At 60.2% G+C, this 18,764-nt stretch carries 16 protein-coding genes; 6 read left to right on the top strand and 10 right to left on the bottom strand.

Features of this window, described 5'->3' with window-relative positions; genetic code table 11:
• Window positions 1-15: 15 nt before the first annotated feature.
• The 4 genes from pstB to K0B93_RS10595 form a co-directional block, all read right to left on the bottom strand.
• Window positions 16-903: a phosphate ABC transporter ATP-binding protein PstB gene (pstB, locus tag K0B93_RS10580; RefSeq protein ID WP_219867174.1), complete on the bottom strand. Its 888-nt coding sequence runs from the start codon at window positions 901-903 to the stop codon at window positions 16-18.
• A gap of 11 nt (window positions 904-914) precedes the next feature.
• Window positions 915-2,189 (bottom strand): phosphate ABC transporter permease PstA, encoded by a 1,275-nt coding sequence (gene pstA / locus K0B93_RS10585; protein ID WP_219867175.1) that lies wholly within the window; start codon window positions 2,187-2,189, stop codon window positions 915-917.
• On the bottom strand, window positions 2,182-3,570 hold the full coding sequence (gene pstC, locus K0B93_RS10590; RefSeq protein ID WP_219867176.1) for a phosphate ABC transporter permease subunit PstC: 1,389 nt from the start codon (window positions 3,568-3,570) through the stop codon (window positions 2,182-2,184). Before pstC ends, pstA begins: the two co-directional genes overlap by 8 nt.
• A gap of 141 nt (window positions 3,571-3,711) precedes the next feature.
• Window positions 3,712-4,755 carry a substrate-binding domain-containing protein gene (locus tag K0B93_RS10595; RefSeq protein ID WP_219867177.1) on the bottom strand — a complete coding sequence of 348 codons (1,044 nt, stop codon included), beginning with the start codon at window positions 4,753-4,755 and terminating at the stop codon, window positions 3,712-3,714.
• A 194-nt stretch (window positions 4,756-4,949) separates the two neighbouring features.
• Between K0B93_RS10595 and K0B93_RS10600 the strand changes: the two genes are divergently transcribed.
• Window positions 4,950-5,354, top strand: a complete 405-nt coding sequence (locus tag K0B93_RS10600) for an acyl-CoA thioesterase (protein WP_219867178.1) — start codon at window positions 4,950-4,952, stop codon at window positions 5,352-5,354.
• 39 nt (window positions 5,355-5,393) lie between these two features.
• Here the strand turns inward: K0B93_RS10600 and K0B93_RS10605 are convergent, their stop codons facing one another.
• Window positions 5,394-6,578: an MFS transporter gene (locus K0B93_RS10605; RefSeq protein WP_219867179.1), complete on the bottom strand. Its 1,185-nt coding sequence runs from the start codon at window positions 6,576-6,578 to the stop codon at window positions 5,394-5,396.
• Between the two features lie 177 nt (window positions 6,579-6,755).
• Between K0B93_RS10605 and K0B93_RS10610 the strand changes: the two genes are divergently transcribed.
• A complete protein-coding gene (locus K0B93_RS10610; RefSeq protein ID WP_219867180.1) occupies window positions 6,756-7,382 on the top strand; it encodes a hypothetical protein in 627 nt (208 codons plus the stop codon).
• Window positions 7,383-7,494: 112 nt separating this feature from the next.
• Complete coding sequence (locus K0B93_RS10615; protein ID WP_219867181.1) at window positions 7,495-8,292, top strand: undecaprenyl-diphosphate phosphatase; 798 nt, start codon at window positions 7,495-7,497, stop codon at window positions 8,290-8,292.
• A gap of 32 nt (window positions 8,293-8,324) precedes the next feature.
• Here K0B93_RS10615 and uvrD read toward each other — a convergent pair whose 3' ends face one another.
• On the bottom strand, window positions 8,325-10,490 hold the full coding sequence (gene uvrD, locus K0B93_RS10620; RefSeq protein ID WP_219867182.1) for a DNA helicase II: 2,166 nt from the start codon (window positions 10,488-10,490) through the stop codon (window positions 8,325-8,327).
• Between the two features lie 211 nt (window positions 10,491-10,701).
• A complete protein-coding gene (locus K0B93_RS10625; RefSeq protein WP_219867183.1) occupies window positions 10,702-12,153 on the bottom strand; it encodes an NAD-dependent succinate-semialdehyde dehydrogenase in 1,452 nt (483 codons plus the stop codon).
• Between the two features lie 175 nt (window positions 12,154-12,328).
• Here K0B93_RS10625 and K0B93_RS10630 point away from each other — a divergent pair, with 175 nt between their 5' ends.
• Window positions 12,329-13,342 (top strand): histone deacetylase family protein, encoded by a 1,014-nt coding sequence (locus K0B93_RS10630; protein ID WP_219867184.1) that lies wholly within the window; start codon window positions 12,329-12,331, stop codon window positions 13,340-13,342.
• 4 nt (window positions 13,343-13,346) lie between these two features.
• Here K0B93_RS10630 and thiI read toward each other — a convergent pair whose 3' ends face one another.
• Window positions 13,347-14,801, bottom strand: a complete 1,455-nt coding sequence (thiI, locus tag K0B93_RS10635; protein ID WP_219867185.1) for a tRNA uracil 4-sulfurtransferase ThiI — start codon at window positions 14,799-14,801, stop codon at window positions 13,347-13,349.
• 149 nt (window positions 14,802-14,950) lie between these two features.
• On the opposite strand from thiI, the gene ppnN reads away from it, so the two are divergent.
• Window positions 14,951-16,333, top strand: a complete 1,383-nt coding sequence (gene ppnN / locus K0B93_RS10640) for a nucleotide 5'-monophosphate nucleosidase PpnN (protein ID WP_228743348.1) — start codon at window positions 14,951-14,953, stop codon at window positions 16,331-16,333.
• Between the two features lie 31 nt (window positions 16,334-16,364).
• On the opposite strand, the gene K0B93_RS10645 is transcribed toward ppnN, so the two are convergent.
• Window positions 16,365-16,700, bottom strand: a complete 336-nt coding sequence (locus tag K0B93_RS10645; protein WP_219867186.1) for a c-type cytochrome — start codon at window positions 16,698-16,700, stop codon at window positions 16,365-16,367.
• Window positions 16,701-16,920: 220 nt separating this feature from the next.
• Here K0B93_RS10645 and K0B93_RS10650 point away from each other — a divergent pair, with 220 nt between their 5' ends.
• Entirely contained in the window at window positions 16,921-18,024 is a 1,104-nt protein-coding gene (locus tag K0B93_RS10650) for an enoyl-CoA hydratase/isomerase family protein (RefSeq protein WP_219867187.1), read from the top strand.
• A 3-nt stretch (window positions 18,025-18,027) separates the two neighbouring features.
• On the opposite strand, the gene K0B93_RS10655 is transcribed toward K0B93_RS10650, so the two are convergent.
• A complete protein-coding gene (locus K0B93_RS10655; protein ID WP_219867188.1) occupies window positions 18,028-18,723 on the bottom strand; it encodes an ankyrin repeat domain-containing protein in 696 nt (231 codons plus the stop codon).
• Window positions 18,724-18,764 lie beyond the last annotated feature (41 nt).

The raw sequence follows: 18,764 nt of genomic DNA on the forward strand, positions 1-18,764 counted from the left end.
TCCCCGGCAACGGAATCAGCCGAAACGACCGGTAATGTAGGATTCGGTCAATTCGTGTTCCGGCGAGGTGAATACTTTGTTGGTTTCGTTGACTTCCACCAGGTGCCCGAGGTGGAAGTAAGCCGTGCGGTGGGATACCCGAGCCGCCTGCTGCATCGAGTGGGTCACGATCACGATGGTATAGCTCTCGGACAGCTCGGCAATCAGCTCTTCCACCTTGGCGGTGGCGATCGGGTCCAGCGCTGAACAGGGCTCATCCATCAGCACCACTTCCGGGCTCACGGCAATGGCGCGGGCGATGCACAGGCGCTGCTGCTGGCCACCGGACATGCCGGTGGCTGTGGCGTCCAGGCGATCTTTCACCTCTTCCCACAAGCCGGCCTTGCGAAGGCTGTTCTCGACGATCTCATCCAGATCGGACTTGCGGTTGGCGAGGCCGTGGATGCGCGGACCGTAGGCCACGTTGTCGTAGATCGACTTCGGGAACGGGTTGGGCTTCTGGAACACCATACCCACCCGGGCACGCAGCTCCACCACGTCCCGCTTGGAGTCGTAGATGTCCTGGTCGTCCAGCTGCAGGGAGCCCTTCACCCGGCAGATGTCGATGCTGTCGTTCATCCGGTTCAGGCAGCGCAGAAACGTGGACTTGCCGCAGCCGGAGGGACCGATGAAGGCAATCACCTCGTTTCGGGCAATGTCCAGACTGATCTTCTTGATCGCCCGGCTCTCGCCGTAGAACACCTCGACGTCACGGAGCTTGAACTTGGCGTCGTCGGAATACGGTTTGCCGACAGTCTTGCCTTCCTCGATAACGGTATCGGTCGGTTTACTCTCCGGAACCGGCACGGTCGCCTCATCCTGCGGGGACGCTTCACTGGTAATGCTTGAATTCATGGTATTCATCTTGATTCTCCTTACCACCGGCGCTCGAGGCGTTTACGCATCCAGATGGCCAATGCATTCATACTGATCAGGAAGGCCAGCAGCACCATAATGGCGGCTGACGCACGTTCGATAAAGGCCAGCTCGGGGCTGCCCGCCCACAGGAAGACCTGTACCGGCAGCACGGTCGCCGAATCAAAGAAGCCATCCGGCACATCGACGATGAACGCCACCATACCGATCAGCAGCAGCGGCGCAGTCTCACCCAGGGCCTGGGCCATACCGATGATCGAACCGGTCAGCATGCCCGGCATGGCCAGGGGCAGCACATGGTGCAGCACCACCTGCATCTTGGACGCGCCAATACCCTCGGCCGCTTCCCGGATCGACGGCGGCACACTCTTGATGGCGGCCCGGCTGGAAATGATGATGGTCGGCAGGGTCATCAGGGTCAGTACCAGACCACCGACGACCGGCACCGAGCGCGGCATGCCGAACAGGTTGATGAAAACCGCCAGGCCCAGCAGACCGAAGATAATCGACGGCACCGCTGCCAGGTTGTTGATGTTCACTTCAATGAAATCGGTGAACTTGTTCTGGGGCGCAAACTCCTCCAGATAGATCGCAGCCGCCACGCCAATCGGGAACGACAGGATCAGGGTGACGAACATCGTCAACAGCGAGCCAACAATGGCACCGAGGATCCCCGCTTTCGAGGGATCCCGGGAATCGCCACCGCTAAAGAACACATCGTTGAACGAAGTTTCAATCACGCCCCGTTCAAGCAATTCATCCACCCAGGCTTTCTGCTGTTCATCCAGCTTGATCGAGTATCCGGCATCGCCGGCATGCTTCACGTACACATCCACATCGGTGTGGGACAGGAAGGTCATCGTCCGGGTGGTGTTCAGCCAGTCCGGGTTTTCCTTCAGGGCGTCACGCAAAGTGACCGACGCATAGGGATTGATCAGGCCACGGATCTCGTCACGATCTTCCTCGGTGGCCCCCGGGATTTCCCGAATCAGGGCCTGGACCAACGGCTCGACAAAGTCCGCCATCTTGAGCTGGCGTTTGTCGGTGGGATCGTCCAGATACATCATCTCCCCGTCCAGATTCACCTCCATGGTGATGGACGTCTTCATGAACCCGGTGTAGCCCTTACCGATGATATCGGCAAACAGGATCACCAACGCTGACAGCGCGATGGCAATGGCCAGGATCCCGTAGGCCCGGAAGCGGCGCTCCTTGCGATACCGGCGTTTGAGCGACTGGCGGACAAGCTCCGCCTGTGAAGGTTGATCAGTCATACTGTTCCCGATATTTACGCACAATTTTCAGGGCAATTACGTTGAGCAACAGGGTGGACAGGAAGAGCATGGCGCCCAGGGCAAAGGCTGCCAGGGTCTTGGCGCTGTCAAACTCCTGATCCCCGGTCAACAGGGTCACGATCTGCACGGTAACGGTGGTGACCGTCTCCAGCGGGTTGGCGGTCAGATTCGCCGCCAGGCCGGCCGCCATGACCACAATCATGGTTTCGCCGATCGCGCGGGAGACCGCCAGCAGAACGCCGCCCATGATGCCCGGCAACGCAGCCGGGAAGATGACCTTCTTCATGGTCTCCGACTGGGTGGCCCCAAGGGCGAGCGAGCCATCGCGAAGTGACTGCGGAACCGCGTTGATCACGTCGTCCGAAAGGGAGGACACAAACGGAATGATCATGATGCCCATGACACCGCCGGCGGCCAGGGCACTTTGCGACGAGGCATTAATGCCCAGTGAGTCAGCCACATCGCTGATGAACGGCGCCACGGTCAGCGCCGCAAAGAAGCCGTAAACCACGGTCGGGATCCCGGCCAGCATTTCCAGCAATGGCTTTACCACCCCACGCACTTTCCGGTTGGCGTACTCCGACAGATAGATGGCGGAGAGCAGCCCGACCGGCACCGCCACGATCATGGCAATGGCCGAGATCAGCAGGGTACCGGTGAACAGCGGGATCATACCGAAGGCGCCCTCGGCAGCGACCTGATCCGCGCGCAGTGCTGTCTGGGGACTCCACTGGGAACCGAAGATAAATTCGGTAAACGGCACCTTCCCAAAGAATCGGACGGTCTCGAAAGCGACCGAGAAGATAATGCCGACGGTGGTCAGGATGGCGAGGGCGGCACAGGCGAAGAACAGCCATTTCAGAATGGACTCGACCTGTGACCGGGCATTCAGCCGGGGCCGTATCCGCAACCAGCCGAGAAAGCCCGCAAGGACGGCCACGGCGACCACCAGCACAGACATCAACATTCGACTCTGGGCCCGAAGGGCCTGCAGACGCTCGGCCGCTTCGGCGATAGGCGCTTCAACGAATCCCACCGGTAACGCACCGCTGGCCACATTACTGATTTTACTGAGCAACAGGCTGGCCTGTCCTTCAGTGTTGGGTACGAGCTCCGGAGGCAATCCCCCGACCACGATGAGCTGGATAACCTTGCCCTGGAAGGCAGCCCAAAGCCCCAGCACGAGGAGCGCCGGGATGCCGCTCCACAGAGCCGCTCGGGCGCCGTAGTAGAATGGCAGGGACTTGAGGTGACGGATGCCCCCCAGCGGCATGGCCAGGGACCGGGACCGTGCATACCCAAAGCCGTAAGCCAATACGGCGAGCACTAGGGTGAGCAAAAACAAATTAGCCGGTTGCATGAATAATCCTGTCTACGACTTCAAGTAGGCGCCCAGTTTACAGATTCAAACATTCCATGGCACCGGATGGGACTCCTGAACGTGCGAAAGGGTGCGGGCCCAGTGAGGGCCCGCACCCTTGTTTGTCCCGATTCCTTCGGGTTACTTCAGCTCTTCCAGAGCCAGGTTCGGCATGTTCTCAGCCTTGTCCATCAGGTTCATCAGCTGCTCGCGCGGCGGCACGATCAGACCAACGTTCTTCAGGTAGCCGTTCTGGCCCATGGCTGCGTTGCTGGTGAACTCGTCCACGTACTCCTGGATCCCGGGAATCACGCCAACGTGTGCCTTCTTCACATAGAAGAACAGGGAACGTGCCACCGGGTACTGATCCGCGGCGATGCCTTCGGCGGTCGGAACCATGCCATTCAGGGTTGCGGCCTGCAGGCGATCCGAGTTTTCTTCCAGGAAGCTGTAACCGAACACACCGTACATATCCTTGTCACCGATCAGCTTCTGAACGATAAGGTTGTCGTTCTCGCCCGCTTCGATGAAGGCGCCGTCTTCACGCACGCTTTCGCAGATTGCACCGTGCTCGTCTTCGCCCAGGCTTGCCGCTTCCGGCAGCTCGTCACAACCGGCGGCCAGGGCCAGCTCGTTGAAGGAATCACGGGTGCCGGAGGTCGGCGGTGGCCCCATTACGAGGATCGGCTTGTTCGGCAGGCTGGAATCAACATCGCTCCAGTTCTTGTTCGGGTTGGCTACCCATTCGCCATCGACGGGCACCTTGGAACCCAGCGCCAGGAACAGCTGCTTGAGAGTGATGTCCAGGTTCTCAGCGTCCTTGGAACTGGCAATCACAATGCCGTCAGAACCGATACGGAATTCTGTGATGTCGGTTACGCCATTCTTCTGACACAGCTCGTATTCAGAGGCCTTCATCCGACGGGAAGCATTGGTGATGTCCGGGTGCTGGGTGCCGATTCCCTGACAGAACAGCTTCATACCACCGCCGGAACCCGTGGATTCGAGCTTCGGGGTGTTGTAATCGGTTTTGGTGCCGAAGCGTTCGGCCACCACGGTTGCAAACGGGTAAACGGTGGAGGAGCCCACGATGCTGATGGTATCGCGGGCCATGGCCGGTACAGACATGGCGGCGACGGAGCCGGCCAGTGCAACAGTTGCGAGTGCTTTGTTCAGTTTAATCACGTTGAGTCTCCATTAATCGGTTGGACTTTATGTGGATCTGTTTTACCGATGAGTGCAGAGTAATCGGACTCTGTGACAACTTTGTTACAGCTTCTGAAATATAGCCGTCATAGGGTAAATCTGCTTGCAGCAACGCCAAAGCCCGTTAACATGCGGGATAAAACAATTCCAGACTTTCGAACAAGGCAGGCTCCATGACGGCACTAGACGATGATAAACCGACCCCCCGGGGCGAGCTGACGCTCCAGGTCGTTCCCCTTCCCTCCGACACCAACCCCAATGGCGATGTTTTCGCCGGCTGGCTGGTCAAGCAGATGGACATAGCGGCCGCCACCATGGCCGGACGGATTTCACTGGGACGCAATGCCACGGTCGCCATGGATCGGATGGAATTTCTGTCACCCCTGCGCGTCGGCTCCCAGGTCGGCTGTTACTGCGAGCTGGTGGACATTGGCCGCAGTTCCATGAAGATCAGTGTCGAGGTATGGACGCTGGACCGGACCGCGAAAAACCCGCGCAAGGTGACCGAAGGCCTGTTCGTGTACGTGGCCATTGATGAACACGGGCGTATCCGGGAGGTTCCCGAACAAACCCGGTGAACTCAGGCGGTGCAGCGCCGGAATCCACAGACCGGCTGCTTACGAACCGGTCGAAGACGGACGCGCCCGGGCCAGGGACCACAAACCAAACACCGGCCCGGGCACCAGCAACAGCACGACCCAGACGCCAAGCTGGGCCCACAGGCCACTGGTCAGCCAGATGGCCGGCAAGGTCAAGCCAAATCCGACCGCGTTCATAACCGCAAGAGACGACCCCACGGATTCCCGCGGTGCCGTGGCAGCGGCCAGTGCAGAAAACTGCGGCGAATCGGCAATCACCGCAACCCCCCATATAAACAGAAGTGTCATCAGAACTGCCGGCGACAGCCCGCTCAGCCACGGGTACAGCAAGCAGACACCCCCGGACAGCATGAGAGCACGCCAGGCTACCCATTCACTGCCTTTGGTGCGGCTGAGTCTACCACCACCAATACAACCGGCCGCGCCAATTCCGATCACAGCAAACGCAAACCAGGGAATCAGACTAGCGCCCACCCCCATTCGGGCCAGTTCGCGACCAATCAACAAGGGCGTGAGTGTCCAGAATGCGTAGAGTTCCCACATATGGCCAAAATAGCCACCGGCGACCGCCCGGAATCTGGGTATGCGCAGCGCCGCCAGGCCCTGGCTCAGAGGCAATGCGCCACTGCTTTTGGGCAGGTGCGGCCCGTCACCCAGCATAAACACCATGGTGCCCCCCACTAGAGCCAGCAAAGATGCCGCCAAAAGCGGCCACTCCCAGGGCATTCCGAAGGTGGCACCCCGCATCAGATGCGGCAGGGCCGTGCCCAGGGTGAGCATGCCTACCAGCCAGGCCAGCGCCGCACCGGCGTATTTCGGGGTCCAGGCAATCACCATTTTCATGCCCAGGGGGTAGATGCCAGCCAGACACAGGCCGGTAGCGAATCGAAGGAGGAAATCAAGCGGCGGCATACCTGCGGCGAAAATAAACCCGCCGTTGACCAGCGCGCCCAGCAAGCTCGACAACGCAAATATCCGGCTGGCGCCGAACCGGTCAGCCAGGCCAGTCACTGCGATGGTCAGGGTACCGGCGATGAAACCCGCCTGAACCGCCAGTGTCAGCCGGCCCAAGTCGGTTTCCGTCAGCCCCAACTCCGCCGATAGCGACAGCCAGACGCCATTGATACTGAACCAGAGCGACGTGCCGAAGAGCTGAGCCAGCACAATGACAGGCAAGGGGTAACGTCTTAGCAGGTCGATCATTGTTGTTATCTTTTAAACGAGCGATGGGGCAAGCCTAGCCTCGGGAGACCTGCTTCGACCATGCTACTTTGGTGTCTGGTAAACCGTTGGCAAGGCTCGCGGAATCTGCAATGGTAATATCGTTGCACGGAATCCCTCCAACCACCAGCGACCCAAGCCCGGGATGGGGATGCATGTATGAATCGCCACATTCTCACAACTGCCCTGTTCGCCCTGACCCTGACTGCGCCACCCGTGGTTGCTGACATTGGCCTGTCGCCGTTCGCAGGGTTTCGCATGAGCAGTTCGGTGAATATCCAGACCGCCGGTGCCAGCACCGAGGATCAGATCGACTTCCGGGATTCCGTAAGCCAGGGTCTGGCGCTCAATTTTGATCTGGCGGAACCCGGCAAACAGGGTGAACTGTATTTCAGCCGGCAGAGCACCTCGGCCAGGCTGGACAACGGCCTGTTCGCCTCAGGCGTCGCGTCAATCGACCTGACAATTTACCAGCTCCAGTTCGGTGGGCTTTATTTCCCGGCTGGCAAAAGCCACGGCGGATTTGTCTCCGGCGTGCTGGGCGTTACCCGCCTCGAACCGGAAGATTCCGGGTACGAAACCCACCACCGGGCAGCGCTGTCCCTCGGTGGTGGGTACCAGTTTTTCCTGACCGAACAGCTTCGCCTGAGGCTGGATCTTCGCGGTATTTACACCGCACTAAACTCGGGGGGCTCAGCGTTCTGCTCCGGCGGATGCGAGCTCAGGTTCGACAGTAGCGGCTACTTGCAGGTGGAAGCTGGCGCCGGGTTGGTCATTCGTTTCTGACGCCGACTCCTGCCCACGACCGGCACTAACCGCGTCATCTGTTCAGCCTATCGCCACCCTGCTACTATCGCGCCCACGTTTCTGACCCATTGAATTTAACGGAATCTACGCAATGGACTTTTTCCAGGCCCTTTTCCTTGGCCTTCTTCAGGGGCTGACCGAGTTCCTGCCCATTTCCAGCTCCGCCCACCTGATTCTGACCCCGGCCTTCTTTGGCTGGACCGATCAGGGTGTGGGGTTTGATCTGTCTGTGCATCTGGGCACCCTGCTGGCCGTGGTGCTCTACTTCCGGCACGATGTCTTCAGCATTGCCCGGGACGGCCTATTTTCCATGGCCCGGCGCAGGATTGTCGGCCAGGGCGCGTTGGCCCTGTATCTGGTGATCGGCACGATTCCGGCGGGACTGGCAGGGCTGGCCTTGCTGGATCTGATCGACAACGAGCTGCGGGCGGTGGAAGTGATCTTCGCGACCACCCTGGCATTCGGCATCTTGCTCGGCATCGCCGACTGGCTCCCGAAACGCCAGCGTACCCTGGACCAACTGAACTGGAAGGATGCGGCGCTGGTCGGCATTGCCCAGGCCATGGCGCTGGTACCGGGCACGTCCCGCTCCGGCGTCACCATCACCGCCGGCCTGTTCCTGGGCATGACCCGCGAAACCGCCTCCCGGTTTTCCTTCCTGCTGGCCATTCCCATCATCGTGCTGGCCTCTGCGGTAAAATTGCTGGAGGTGGCGACATCCGATGTCATCGTCGATTGGAGCGGTTTCCTGCTGGGCGGCATCACCTCGTTTATCATGGCCATCACCGCCATCCATTTCTTCCTGAAATGGCTGAACACCGTGGGCATGTGGCCCTATGTGGTCTATCGGATTGTTCTGGCCGGTGTGATCTACGCAGTTCTGATGTAATCGGGCCGGCACAGGGTTTGAGGCAGCGGAGACTAGCAAGCGTCCAACGGCGCATACGCGAGTACCAGCCACTTGGCACCGTCGTCGAAGTTCACCTGCACCCGGGTATGGTGGCCGGTCCCCTCAGAGTTCATCACGATGCCCTCGCCAAACTTGGGATGCCGCACCCGCTGCCCGAGACTGAACCCGGATTGCTGAGCCGAGTCCTGGCTGAACATGCTCTCGTTAGGCCGGGCGACCATCGCCGGACGCGTCACCGTATTGCGTAACCGCACTTCCTGCAGGCAGTCACCGGGAATTTCCCGGACAAACCGCGACAGGGCGTTAAACTTCTCCTGGCCATACAAACGGCGGGATTCGGCGTAAGTAAGCACAAGCTTCTTCATTGCCCGGGTGATGCCCACGTAGGCCAACCGGCGCTCTTCTTCCATCCGGCCCGGCTCCTCCAGCGACATGCCGTGTGGAAACAAGCCCTCTTCCACGCCGGCCAGGAAGACCAGGGGGAATTCCAGCCCCTTGGCGGAGTGCAGGGTCATCAGCTGCACGCTGTCCTCGTGGGCCTCGGCCTGGGACTCGCCGGCATCCAGCGCGGCCTGGGCGATGAATTCGGCCAACGGGTCGACACCCTCTTCCACCTCGAAATCGGACAGCGCGTTCACCAGTTCCTCGAGGTTCTCGACCCGGGCCTGGCCTTTCTCGCCTTTCTCACTGGCGTGGTAATCCTTCAGACCACTGGCTTCGATGGTCTGTTTCATCAGGCCATGGAGCGAGGCGTCGCCCACCATCTCCGATAGCCCCTCGATGATGGCAATGAACGACTGCAGGCCGGTCTTGGCCCGGCCCTTTACCTGACCGGCTTCCAGCAGACGCTCGGCCGACTCCCAGAGCGAGATACTCTGCTCGGTGGCGTATTCCCGCAGCTCCGCCAGGCTCTTGGCGCCGATACCCCGGGGCGGCACGTTCACCACCCGCTCAAACGCGGCGTCGTCCCGGCGGTACTGGACCAGCCTCAGGTACGCCAGGGCGTTGCGGATCTCCTGCCGGTCATAGAACCGCAATCCTCCGTAGACCCGATACGGAATACCCTGGCGCATCAGCGCTTCCTCGAGCACCCGCGACTGGGCGTTGGATCGGTAAAGAATCGCGGACTCACTGCGCAGGTTGCCGTCCTGAACCCAGGCCGAGATGCTGTCGGCGATGTAGTTCGCCTCGTCCTGTTCGTTGAACGCGGCGTACAGGCTGATGGGCTCACCGTCCGGCCCGTCGGTCCAGAGTTCCTTGCCCAGACGCCCCTGGTTATTGGCAATAACAGCGTTGGCCGCCTTCAGGATCATCTGGGTGGAGCGATAATTCTGTTCCAACCGCACCAGCCGGGCATTGGGAAAGTCCCGCTGGTACTGCTGTATGTTCTCGATCTTGGCGCCGCGCCAGCCGTAAATAGACTGATCGTCATCACCCACAACGGTCAACGGCACGCGATTGCTGGCCAGTACCTGCAGCCAGGCGTACTGGATCGTGTTGGTGTCCTGAAACTCGTCCACCAGAATGTGCTGGAACCGCTGCTGATAATGAGCCAGCAGCTCGGGCCGGTGTAGCCAGAGTTCGTGGGAACGCAGCAGCAATTCGCCGAAATCCACCAGCCCACCCTGCTGACAGAGCTTCTCGTACTGGCGATAGATCTTCAGCATGATCGAGGTGAAATGGTCACCCGGGTTTTCCTGGATGTGGTCGGCGCGAAGTCCCTCGTCTTTCTGACTGTTGATAAACCACTGGGCCTGCTTGGGCGGCCACTTGCTCTCGTCAATCTGATTTTCCCGCATCACCCGCTTGATCAGCCGAAGCTGGTCGTCGCTGTCCAGCACCTGAAAATTCTCCGGCAGGCCGGCATCCTGCCAGTGCGAGCGCAACAGGCGGTGGGCAATACCGTGAAAGGTGCCGAACCACAGCCCGCGGGCCGGAATGTTCATCATCTGCTCGATCCGGTAACGCATTTCCTTGGCGGCCTTGTTGGTGAAGGTTACCGCCAGGATACCCGTAGGTGGCACCCGGTCGACCGTCATCAACCACGCAATCCGATGCACCAGCACCCGCGTCTTGCCACTGCCGGCACCCGCCAGCACCAGCAGGTGATCGTTCTGGGCGGTGACGGCCTCGCGCTGGGCATCGTTGAGAGGATCGATAATGTGGGAGACATCCATAGGGAATCGTTCGCTACTGGTTAAATAAACAGGAGTGGAAGTATAACAGGAGAAAAAAGGGATTTCCGCGCGGAAGGGATATCGGAAAAGCCGTCAGCAAAAGTTAGAAAAAGCGCGGAGGATGATCCCCTTCAGGACTGTGCGTGTCCTGAAGGGGATCGCCCCCCGTGTGACACCCCTAAAATCGAGGGCTGTCGGTTTCCGGTTTCTCTTAAAAGCCTCTGGGCACCGTCTGGGCCTCAACAAACTCAAACAGGCCTTCCAGACCGCCCTCGCGGCCGATGCCGGAGGCTTTCATGCCGCCAAACGGCGCTTCGGGCGTGGGCCCGGTGCCGGTGTTCCAGCCGCAATGACCGAATCGCAAGCCAGCAGCAACACGTTGGGCCCGCTCAGCATCGCCGGTAAAGACGTAGGATGCCAGGCCGAATTCGGTGTCATTCCCGGCCTCGATGACTTCCTCTTCAGTCCGGAACAGCGCCATCGGCACCAGCGGGCCAAAGGTTTCCTCCCGGTAGCAGCACATGTCCCGGTCGACGTCGGTGATCACGGTGGGCGGGAAGAACAGGTTGTCACCGAGGTCCTCCGGCTTTTTGCCGGCCACGAGTCCGGCACCTTTTTCCAGCGCGTCCTCGAGGTGACGTTTGACCTTATCGAACCCGGCCTGATTGATCAGCGGACCGAGATCCACGTCGCCGTTGATGCCGTCACCCACCGTCATTCTGTTCACTCGTTCGGCAAGCTTCTGGCCGAAGACATCGGCGACTTTCTCATGCACGAAAATCCGGTTGGCACAGACACAGGTCTGGCCGCCACCCCGGAATTTGTTGGCAATAAGGTTATCCGCCGCGGCGTCCAGATCGGCATCGTCAAAGACAATGAAGGGCGCGTTGCCGCCCAGTTCCAGGGCCAGCTTCTTGACCTGCTCGGCCGTATCGAGGATCAGCTTTCGGCCCACTTCGGTGGAACCGGTGAAACTCAGCATGGGTACATCCGGGCTTTCGCACAGCACCTTGCCGATCACGCTGGCCTTACCCATCACCAGGTTGACCATGCCGTCGGGCATGTCCGTGTGCTTGTCCATCAGGCTGAACAGGGCAATCATGGTCAGCGGTGTTTCACTGGCCGGTTTGATAACCGACGGGCAGCCGGCAGCCAATGCGGCCGACAGCTTCTTGGCGATCATGCCGATCGGAAAGTTCCAGGGCGTAATGAGACCGGCAACGCCGATCGGCCGATAGTGGACGGTCCAGGTGCAGTCCTTCGGCTTCTCCGGAATCGTGTGCGCATCCAGCGCCTGGATGTGCTTGGAGCAGTAATCGAAGAAACCGGCGGCGTAATCGACCTCGCCCTGGGCCTCCTGGAGCGGCTTGCCGTGTTCCATGCAGAGGATACGACCGACCTCCTCCTTGTTGGCCTTGAGCGCGTCGCGAATATCTTCCAGCCACTTCCTGCGGGTCTCAATGGAGTAGGGACTGGTGAGCCGAAGCGCGGATTTACCGGCGGCAACCGCCGCCTTTACCTCATCCTCGGTCATTGAGGGCGCCTGGGCGATCACCTTGCCCGTTGCCGGGTTGTAGACGTCGAAGGTTTTACCCTGTGCATTGTCAGTCCAGCGACCGCCAATGTAGCCAGTCATCTTTTCCAGCAGTGGTGACTCGATCATCACGGCTCCTCTATCTCTTAGTGTCGATATGCCCCCGGAGGGACACGGTTGCGTCGGTTGGATATGTCTTCCATAGTGGATGCTGATCCACTGGCTGTAAAGTCGACAGCCAGGCTTTTGATCACCCTCCGACTGTGCCTATACTCGGAGAATCGGAAACCACGGAGGTCGGATAATGAAAGCGTTTTTCCATCCAGCTCAGGACCAGCATCTTCCCAGGACCTACTTTACCCGTGGGCAGATGCGACAGCCGCAAGAGGTCCCGGACCGTACCGGTCAGATGCTGGAAGGCCTGAGAGAGATGGGTGTACCGGTTTTGCAGCCCTCCGACCAGGGCGCAGCGGCCATAGCGAAGGTTCATGATCTGGGCTACCTCCGCTTTCTGGAGTCGGCTCACCGGCGCTGGGTGAAGATGGATGACTGGGGCGACGAGGTGATTTCCAATATCTTCGTGCGCTCACCCAACCACCTGACCGGGATCCTGGCCGAGGCTGCCCGTTATCAGGCCGATGGCAGCTGTCCGATTGGTGAAAATACCTGGCACGCCGCCTACTGGTCCGCGCAAAGCGCCCTTGGTGCGGCGGATGCCCTGATCGCCGGTGATCGCACGTCCTACGCGGTGTGCCGGCCACCCGGCCACCACGCCCGGAAAGACGCCGCTGGCGGTTTCTGTTACCTGAATAACGCCGCCATCGCCGCTGAACACATGAAGAGCCGGTTTCCGCGCATTGCGATCCTGGATACCGACATGCATCACGGCCAGGGCATCCAGGAGATTTTCTACGACCGCAGTGACGTGCTGTACGTTTCGATCCACGGCGACCCGACCAACTTCTACCCGGTGGTCACCGGTTTCGAGAATGAGCGGGGCGAAGGCGAAGGCTTTGGCTACAACATCAACATGCCGATGCCCCATGGTGCCTCGGAAGACGATTTCTTCGAGAAACTGGACGAATCAATGGCGGCCATCAAGCTGTACCAGCCCGATGCGCTGATCCTGGCCCTGGGTTTCGACATCTACAAGAACGATCCCCAGGCCAAGGTTTCGGTGACGTCGGAAGGATTCTGCCGGCTCAGCTCCCACATTAGCCAACTCGGCTTGCCAACGCTGGTGGTCCAGGAGGGCGGGTATGATCTGGACACCCTGAGCGAGAACGTCCAGCAGTTTTTCAAAGGTCTGGCCGGCTGACCGATCAGGAAGCGGGCGCGTATACCTTGATGTTGTCGTGCCCTTCTGCCTTGAGATGACCGGCGTGCATCCGGCTCATCGACCCACGATCGCAATACAGCAGATACTGCCGGTCCCCCGGCAGTTCGCCAATCTGCTGATTCAGTTCGTAGAACGGGATCTGCACCACCTCGTTGTTGGTCAGCCTCAGCGGTGACTGTTCACCCTCGCTGGGGTGACGGACATCGATAATCACATCATCCACCCCCGGCGTCTGAACCAGCTCCACCTCCTCGGGGGTGCGGGTCGTTTCCAGCAAACGGCTGATCGCGGTTTCCTCGCGGGCTTCCACCGCGCCGGCCAGCACCGACGGGTCCATCTCGGCCTCGTCCGCTTCGACCCGATGCAATTTCGCGCGCGTGGCTGGTTTCTGGGAGATCACGCCACAGTACTCGGGCATGTTACGGGCATAGGATTCGGTACCGATCTCCCGGGCAATGTTGATGATGGTTTCCTTGTCCATGGAAATGAGCGGGCGCAAAACCACTTCGTCACTGGCCCGATCCACTACATTAAGGTTGCTCAGGGTCTGGCTGGACACCTGTGCCACCGCGTCGCCGGTGACCAGGCCCACGGCGTTGTTTTTCTTGGCGATTTCCGCGCCGGCCCTGAGCATCTGGCGCTTCAGCACCACACCCCAGTGACGGTGGTTGACCGAGCGCATGATTTCGGCGACGACGCCATCGAAAGGCACCGAAATAAACTTGGCGTTATGGGAAGCGCCGTAGCGATCCCACAGGTAATGCACCACCTGGCGAACGCCAACCTCGTGCGCGGTTCCGCCAAGATTGAAGAACAGGAAATGATTCCGGAGCCCGCGGCGCATCATAAGGTAGGCCGCCACCGACGAATCGTACCCTCCGGAAATCAGCGTCATCACGTTCTCGACGCTGCCCAACGGGTAGCCGCCCAGCCCGCGATGTTTGCGGTGGGCAATGTGAAACTGGTCGTCCCGGACTTCAATTCGCACCTCAACATCGGGGAACTTGAGGTTCACGCCGGTGGCACTGGAAGCCTGCATCAGGGCCGCTCCCACGGTGCGCTCGAGATCAATCGACCGGAAGCCATGTTCGCCATGGCGGCGGGCGCGAACGGCGAAGGTTTTATCGGCCAGTCGGGCCGCAAAGGCGTCCACGGCTTTCTCCGCAACGTCATCCAGACCGGTAAACGGAAATACACCGATTTCCTGGATGGTGGAAATACCGGGAATGCGCAGCAACTCCTCGACAACAGCCCCAGAGAGCCCACGGCCTTCCGGAACGGCCACATCCACCCGGTCCCAGCTACCTTCCACGACAATGTCGTGATCCAGCCTGGCCAGCAGCTTACGGATATTCTGCCGCAGATGGCGCATTTGCTGGCGGCGGACGGGTTTGCTCTTGATGGCGACTTCGGGAGCCGGACGAATAAGTAGTTTCATAATCGGAGTATTGTCGAGTGGCGTAGAACGCGGAAAGCACTTAGTCTACCTTTTTAGGGCCATGCCTCAAAATCAGGCATAGCCGAAACACCGGCCCGGGTGCCGTCACCGGCCCTCGTTGCCGGAACCATTCAGGAGTTTTTTCGTTCATGCAAGAACCCACCATCAATGCCCTGGTGTCACCGGAGGGCAGTCTCGAAATCCTCTCCAACCATGAGGTAAGCCGACTCAAGGACCGAAGCCAGGGCGGCCTGTACCGGCTTTTTCGCCAATGTGCCCTGGCGGTCCTCAACACCGGTGTCGAGACCGACGACTGTAAAGCGCTGATGGAGTGCCATGCCGATTTCGATGTCCGGCTGGTACCGCAACCCCGGGGACTGAAACTGGAACTGATCAACGCACCCGCACACGCGTTCGTGGACGGGGAGATGCTGCGCGGCATCCGGGAGCACCTGTTCTCCGTGCTGCGGGATATTATCTACTCCCATTCCATTCCCCAGAGCGCCGCTGGCTTTCGTCGTGACGATCCGGAAGATCTCACCAACCTGGTGTTCCACGTGCTGCGCAATGCCCGGGTGCTTGAGCCCGGTCGGCAGCCGGATCTGGTGGTGTGCTGGGGCGGCCATTCCATCAGCCAGGACGAATACCAGTACAGCAAGGAAGTCGGGCACCAGCTTGGCCTGCGTTCCCTGAGCATCATCACCGGCTGCGGCCCCGGCGCCATGAAGGGCCCGATGAAAGGTGCAACCATCGCCCATGCCAAACAGCGAGTGAAAAACGGGCGCTATATCGGGATCACCGAACCAGGCATCATCGGTGCCGAGGCGCCAAACCCGATCGTCAACGAACTGGTCATCATGCCGGATATCGAAAAGCGGCTGGAAGCCTTTATTCGCTGTGGTCATGGCGTCATCGTGTTTCCCGGCGGCGTTGGGACTGCGGAGGAGATACTCTACCTGCTGGGCATTCTGCTGCACCCGGACAACGCTGACCTGCCCTTCCCTGTGGTCTTTACCGGGGAAAAGGAAAATGCCGAGTATTTCGAGATGATCGACAAGTTCATCCGAAACGCCCTGGGGGACGAGGCGGCGAGCAAGTACGAAATCATCATCGACGACCCGGTCCGAGTGGCACAGACCATGAAGAAGGGGATGAAGGAAGTGGAAACGTTCCGCCGGGCGATGCAGGACGCTTACTACTTCAACTGGATGCTGAAAATTGATCCGGTGTTCCAGCTTCCGTTCCATCCGAACCACGACAACATGCGGGCGCTGGAACTGCATCGTGACCAGCCGGTGCACCTGCTTGCGGCCAATCTGCGCAAGGCGTTCAGTGGTATAGTCGCGGGAAATGTAAAGGAGGATGGCATTCGCCAGGTGCAGTCGAAGGGACCGTTTGAGATCGCCGGAGACCCGACGCTAATCAAACCGTTGGAAGCGATGCTGGCACAGTTCGTCGCCCAGAACCGGATGAAGTTGCCCGGCTCGTCGGCTTACCGGCCCAGCTATCGCATCGTCAGCGGGGCGGCCTGAGCCGCCTCACTGACGAACCAAAACGAATCGCTTATTTGCCGCCGTCAGCCGGCAGGCTGGCAAAATAGGCTGCCAGATTGGCGATATCGGTATCGCTCAGCGCCGCGGCCTGGCCCTGCATGATGGCCGCCTGGCCGCCAGTGCGCTGCTTGTTTTTGTAGGCCTTGATCGCGGAGACCAGGTATTGCTCGTTCTGACCCGCCAGATTCGGATAGGTCGGGATCTGGGCCAGGCCGTTCTGGCCATGGCACGCGGCGCAAACAGCCGCTTTTGCCTTACCCGCTTCGACGTCGGCAGCAGAAGCGACGGTCGGAATGGCGGTGCTGAACGCAAGAATTCCCGCAACGGCGTAGTGTTTCAGTGTCATTGTCTTTACCCTCTTATCATCGTTTTTGGTGTTTGCCTACTGGCAGTCCGCACCGGACTGTAAACTGTCTGACTTTATATACCAAAGAGCCTGCCGTAGCCAAATGCCTTATATCAATGGCTTTGTTCGACATTGGTCCTCTTTTCATAACCGCGCTTTGACAAGACAGTACGGAGAGTGACGTGGCCCAGATTATTTTTAACGATCGGAGACCCCCTCAATGTCCATAGAGGTTCAGGAAATTGAATGCCTGGAGGGCCACATCGGCCTGCTTACCCTGAATGCCCCGGGCACGCTCAACGCGCTTACGGAGCCCATGATCGATGAACTGCAGATCACTCTGGACCGCTGGGCCGTGGATGACCGCATCTGTCTTGTTGTGCTTCAGGGCAAGGGCGAACGGGCCTTCTGTGCCGGCGGCAATATTCGCGACCTCTACAGCGCCATCAAGGACGAGGCGGAACACGACACCGCCGCTCGCTTCTTCACCCGGGAGTACCGGCTGGACTACAGCCTCCACCGTTTCCCCAAGCCCGTGGTCGGTATCGCCCACGGGGTCGTGATGGGCGGCGGCCTGGGGCTGCTCACGGCTTGCCGTTACCGCATGGCAACGCCGGACGTTACCGTCGCGATGCCGGAAATCTCCATCGGGCTGTTTCCGGATGTGGGCGCCAGCTGGTTCCTGAACCGTCTGCCCGGACGAATTGGCCTGTTCATGGGTCTGACCGGAGCCCGGCTGAACATCACCGACACCATTCGCATCGGCCTGGCCGACATGGTGTTACTGCCGGAGGACCGGGAGCCCCTGCTCGGGCAGCTGCAGGACCAGCGATGGACAGGCGAGCCGGCGGCGGACGACAACCGCCTGTTCCGGCTGCTCAACCAGATGCACGCCCCCGACTATCGCTCCCTTGAGCGCAGTAACCTCGAACAGCACGAACAGGACATCGCCCGGCTCAGTGCCGGGGATGAGCTGCCAGAAATTGTCGATCAACTGCTCTCCGCCGAGATCGACAGCGAATGGTGGAATGCCTGCATGAGCAACCTCAGGGGCGGCTGCCCGGTATCGGCGTGGCTGGTCTGGACCCAGCTGCAAAAGGCCCAGCAGATGTCACTCAAGGATGTGTTCCGCATGGAGCTGGCCATGGCCATGGAGTGTACCCGCCGTCCGGACCTGCCGGAGGGCGTCCGGGCCCGGCTGGTGGACAAGGACCAGAGACCGACCTGGTCGTTCAACAGTGTCGCTGAGGTGCCAGCGGACGTGGTTCAGGCCCACTTCCAGCCCGAATGGGATGATGAAAGCGATCCCATGCAGCTCGGCTGAGCCCTAGAGCTCGGCGCCGGCCTGGACCAGCAGCATCTCCAGATCGCGGTTGTTGTTGGCCCGGGCCATGTCCAGTGCGGTGCGCCCATCGGCGGTGCGATAATTCACGTCAGCACCGGCGGCCAGCAGCATCTCCGCCGTCAGCAGATCGCCACCACCGACAATCTTCATCAGCAGCGATTCGCCGCCCTGACTGACATTCACGTTGGCACCGGCGGCCAGCAGCACCTTGACCACCGACAGGTGACCCTGTTCGGCAGCCCGGATAACCGGCGAGTAGCCGTCGGCATCCCGGGCATTCACCCGCGCACCCGCCGACAACAGCAATTGGACCAGACGGCGACTGCCTTGAGCCGATGCCACCATCAGCGGTGTCTCACCATCGGCGTTGGCCAGGTCCGGAGACGCGCCTTCAGACAACAGGAACCAGGCCACACGGTCCTCGCCGGCGGCCACCGCGGCCATCAGTGGAGAGCCCTTTTCGGTCAGGGTGTTGAGCGATTCCCCTGCCTCCGAAAGCGCCATCACCCGATCCAGGTCTCCCTGCCCTGCCGCCTCAATCATGGGCGTAGCTGCCCCGGTGGCGGTTTCGTGCTCCAGGTTGGACGGTTCTGAACGGGACGCGCACCCGGACAACCAGGGCAGTAGCACAATCAGGACAAACAACAGATAACGGGAGGAGCCGGTTCCCTTGGCCATAACAGACGATCTCGATCAGATGATGTTTGGCCTATTCTGGG

Source organism: Marinobacter sp. F4218 (assembly GCF_019443085.1).
In the GTDB taxonomy this organism is placed as follows: Bacteria; Pseudomonadota; Gammaproteobacteria; order Pseudomonadales; family Oleiphilaceae; genus Marinobacter; species Marinobacter albus.

What these genes read in the sequence shown, in the direction of transcription:
- thiI (WP_219867185.1), bottom strand. Translation starts at nt 14,801, where the DNA reads ATGAAACTACTTATTCGTCCGGCTCCCGAAGTCGCCATCAAGAGCAAA.
- K0B93_RS10630 (WP_219867184.1), top strand. Translation starts at nt 12,329, where the DNA reads ATGAAAGCGTTTTTCCATCCAGCTCAGGACCAGCATCTTCCCAGGACC.
- K0B93_RS10615 (WP_219867181.1), top strand. Translation starts at nt 7,495, where the DNA reads ATGGACTTTTTCCAGGCCCTTTTCCTTGGCCTTCTTCAGGGGCTGACC.
- pstC (WP_219867176.1), bottom strand. Translation starts at nt 3,570, where the DNA reads ATGCAACCGGCTAATTTGTTTTTGCTCACCCTAGTGCTCGCCGTATTG.
- ppnN (WP_228743348.1), top strand. Translation starts at nt 14,951, where the DNA reads ATGCAAGAACCCACCATCAATGCCCTGGTGTCACCGGAGGGCAGTCTC.
- uvrD (WP_219867182.1), bottom strand. Translation starts at nt 10,490, where the DNA reads ATGGATGTCTCCCACATTATCGATCCTCTCAACGATGCCCAGCGCGAG.
- K0B93_RS10600 (WP_219867178.1), top strand. Translation starts at nt 4,950, where the DNA reads ATGACGGCACTAGACGATGATAAACCGACCCCCCGGGGCGAGCTGACG.
- K0B93_RS10655 (WP_219867188.1), bottom strand. Translation starts at nt 18,723, where the DNA reads ATGGCCAAGGGAACCGGCTCCTCCCGTTATCTGTTGTTTGTCCTGATT.
- K0B93_RS10625 (WP_219867183.1), bottom strand. Translation starts at nt 12,153, where the DNA reads ATGATCGAGTCACCACTGCTGGAAAAGATGACTGGCTACATTGGCGGT.
- K0B93_RS10605 (WP_219867179.1), bottom strand. Translation starts at nt 6,578, where the DNA reads ATGATCGACCTGCTAAGACGTTACCCCTTGCCTGTCATTGTGCTGGCT.
- K0B93_RS10645 (WP_219867186.1), bottom strand. Translation starts at nt 16,700, where the DNA reads ATGACACTGAAACACTACGCCGTTGCGGGAATTCTTGCGTTCAGCACC.
- pstB (WP_219867174.1), bottom strand. Translation starts at nt 903, where the DNA reads ATGAATACCATGAATTCAAGCATTACCAGTGAAGCGTCCCCGCAGGAT.
- K0B93_RS10610 (WP_219867180.1), top strand. Translation starts at nt 6,756, where the DNA reads ATGAATCGCCACATTCTCACAACTGCCCTGTTCGCCCTGACCCTGACT.
- K0B93_RS10650 (WP_219867187.1), top strand. Translation starts at nt 16,921, where the DNA reads ATGTCCATAGAGGTTCAGGAAATTGAATGCCTGGAGGGCCACATCGGC.
- pstA (WP_219867175.1), bottom strand. Translation starts at nt 2,189, where the DNA reads ATGACTGATCAACCTTCACAGGCGGAGCTTGTCCGCCAGTCGCTCAAA.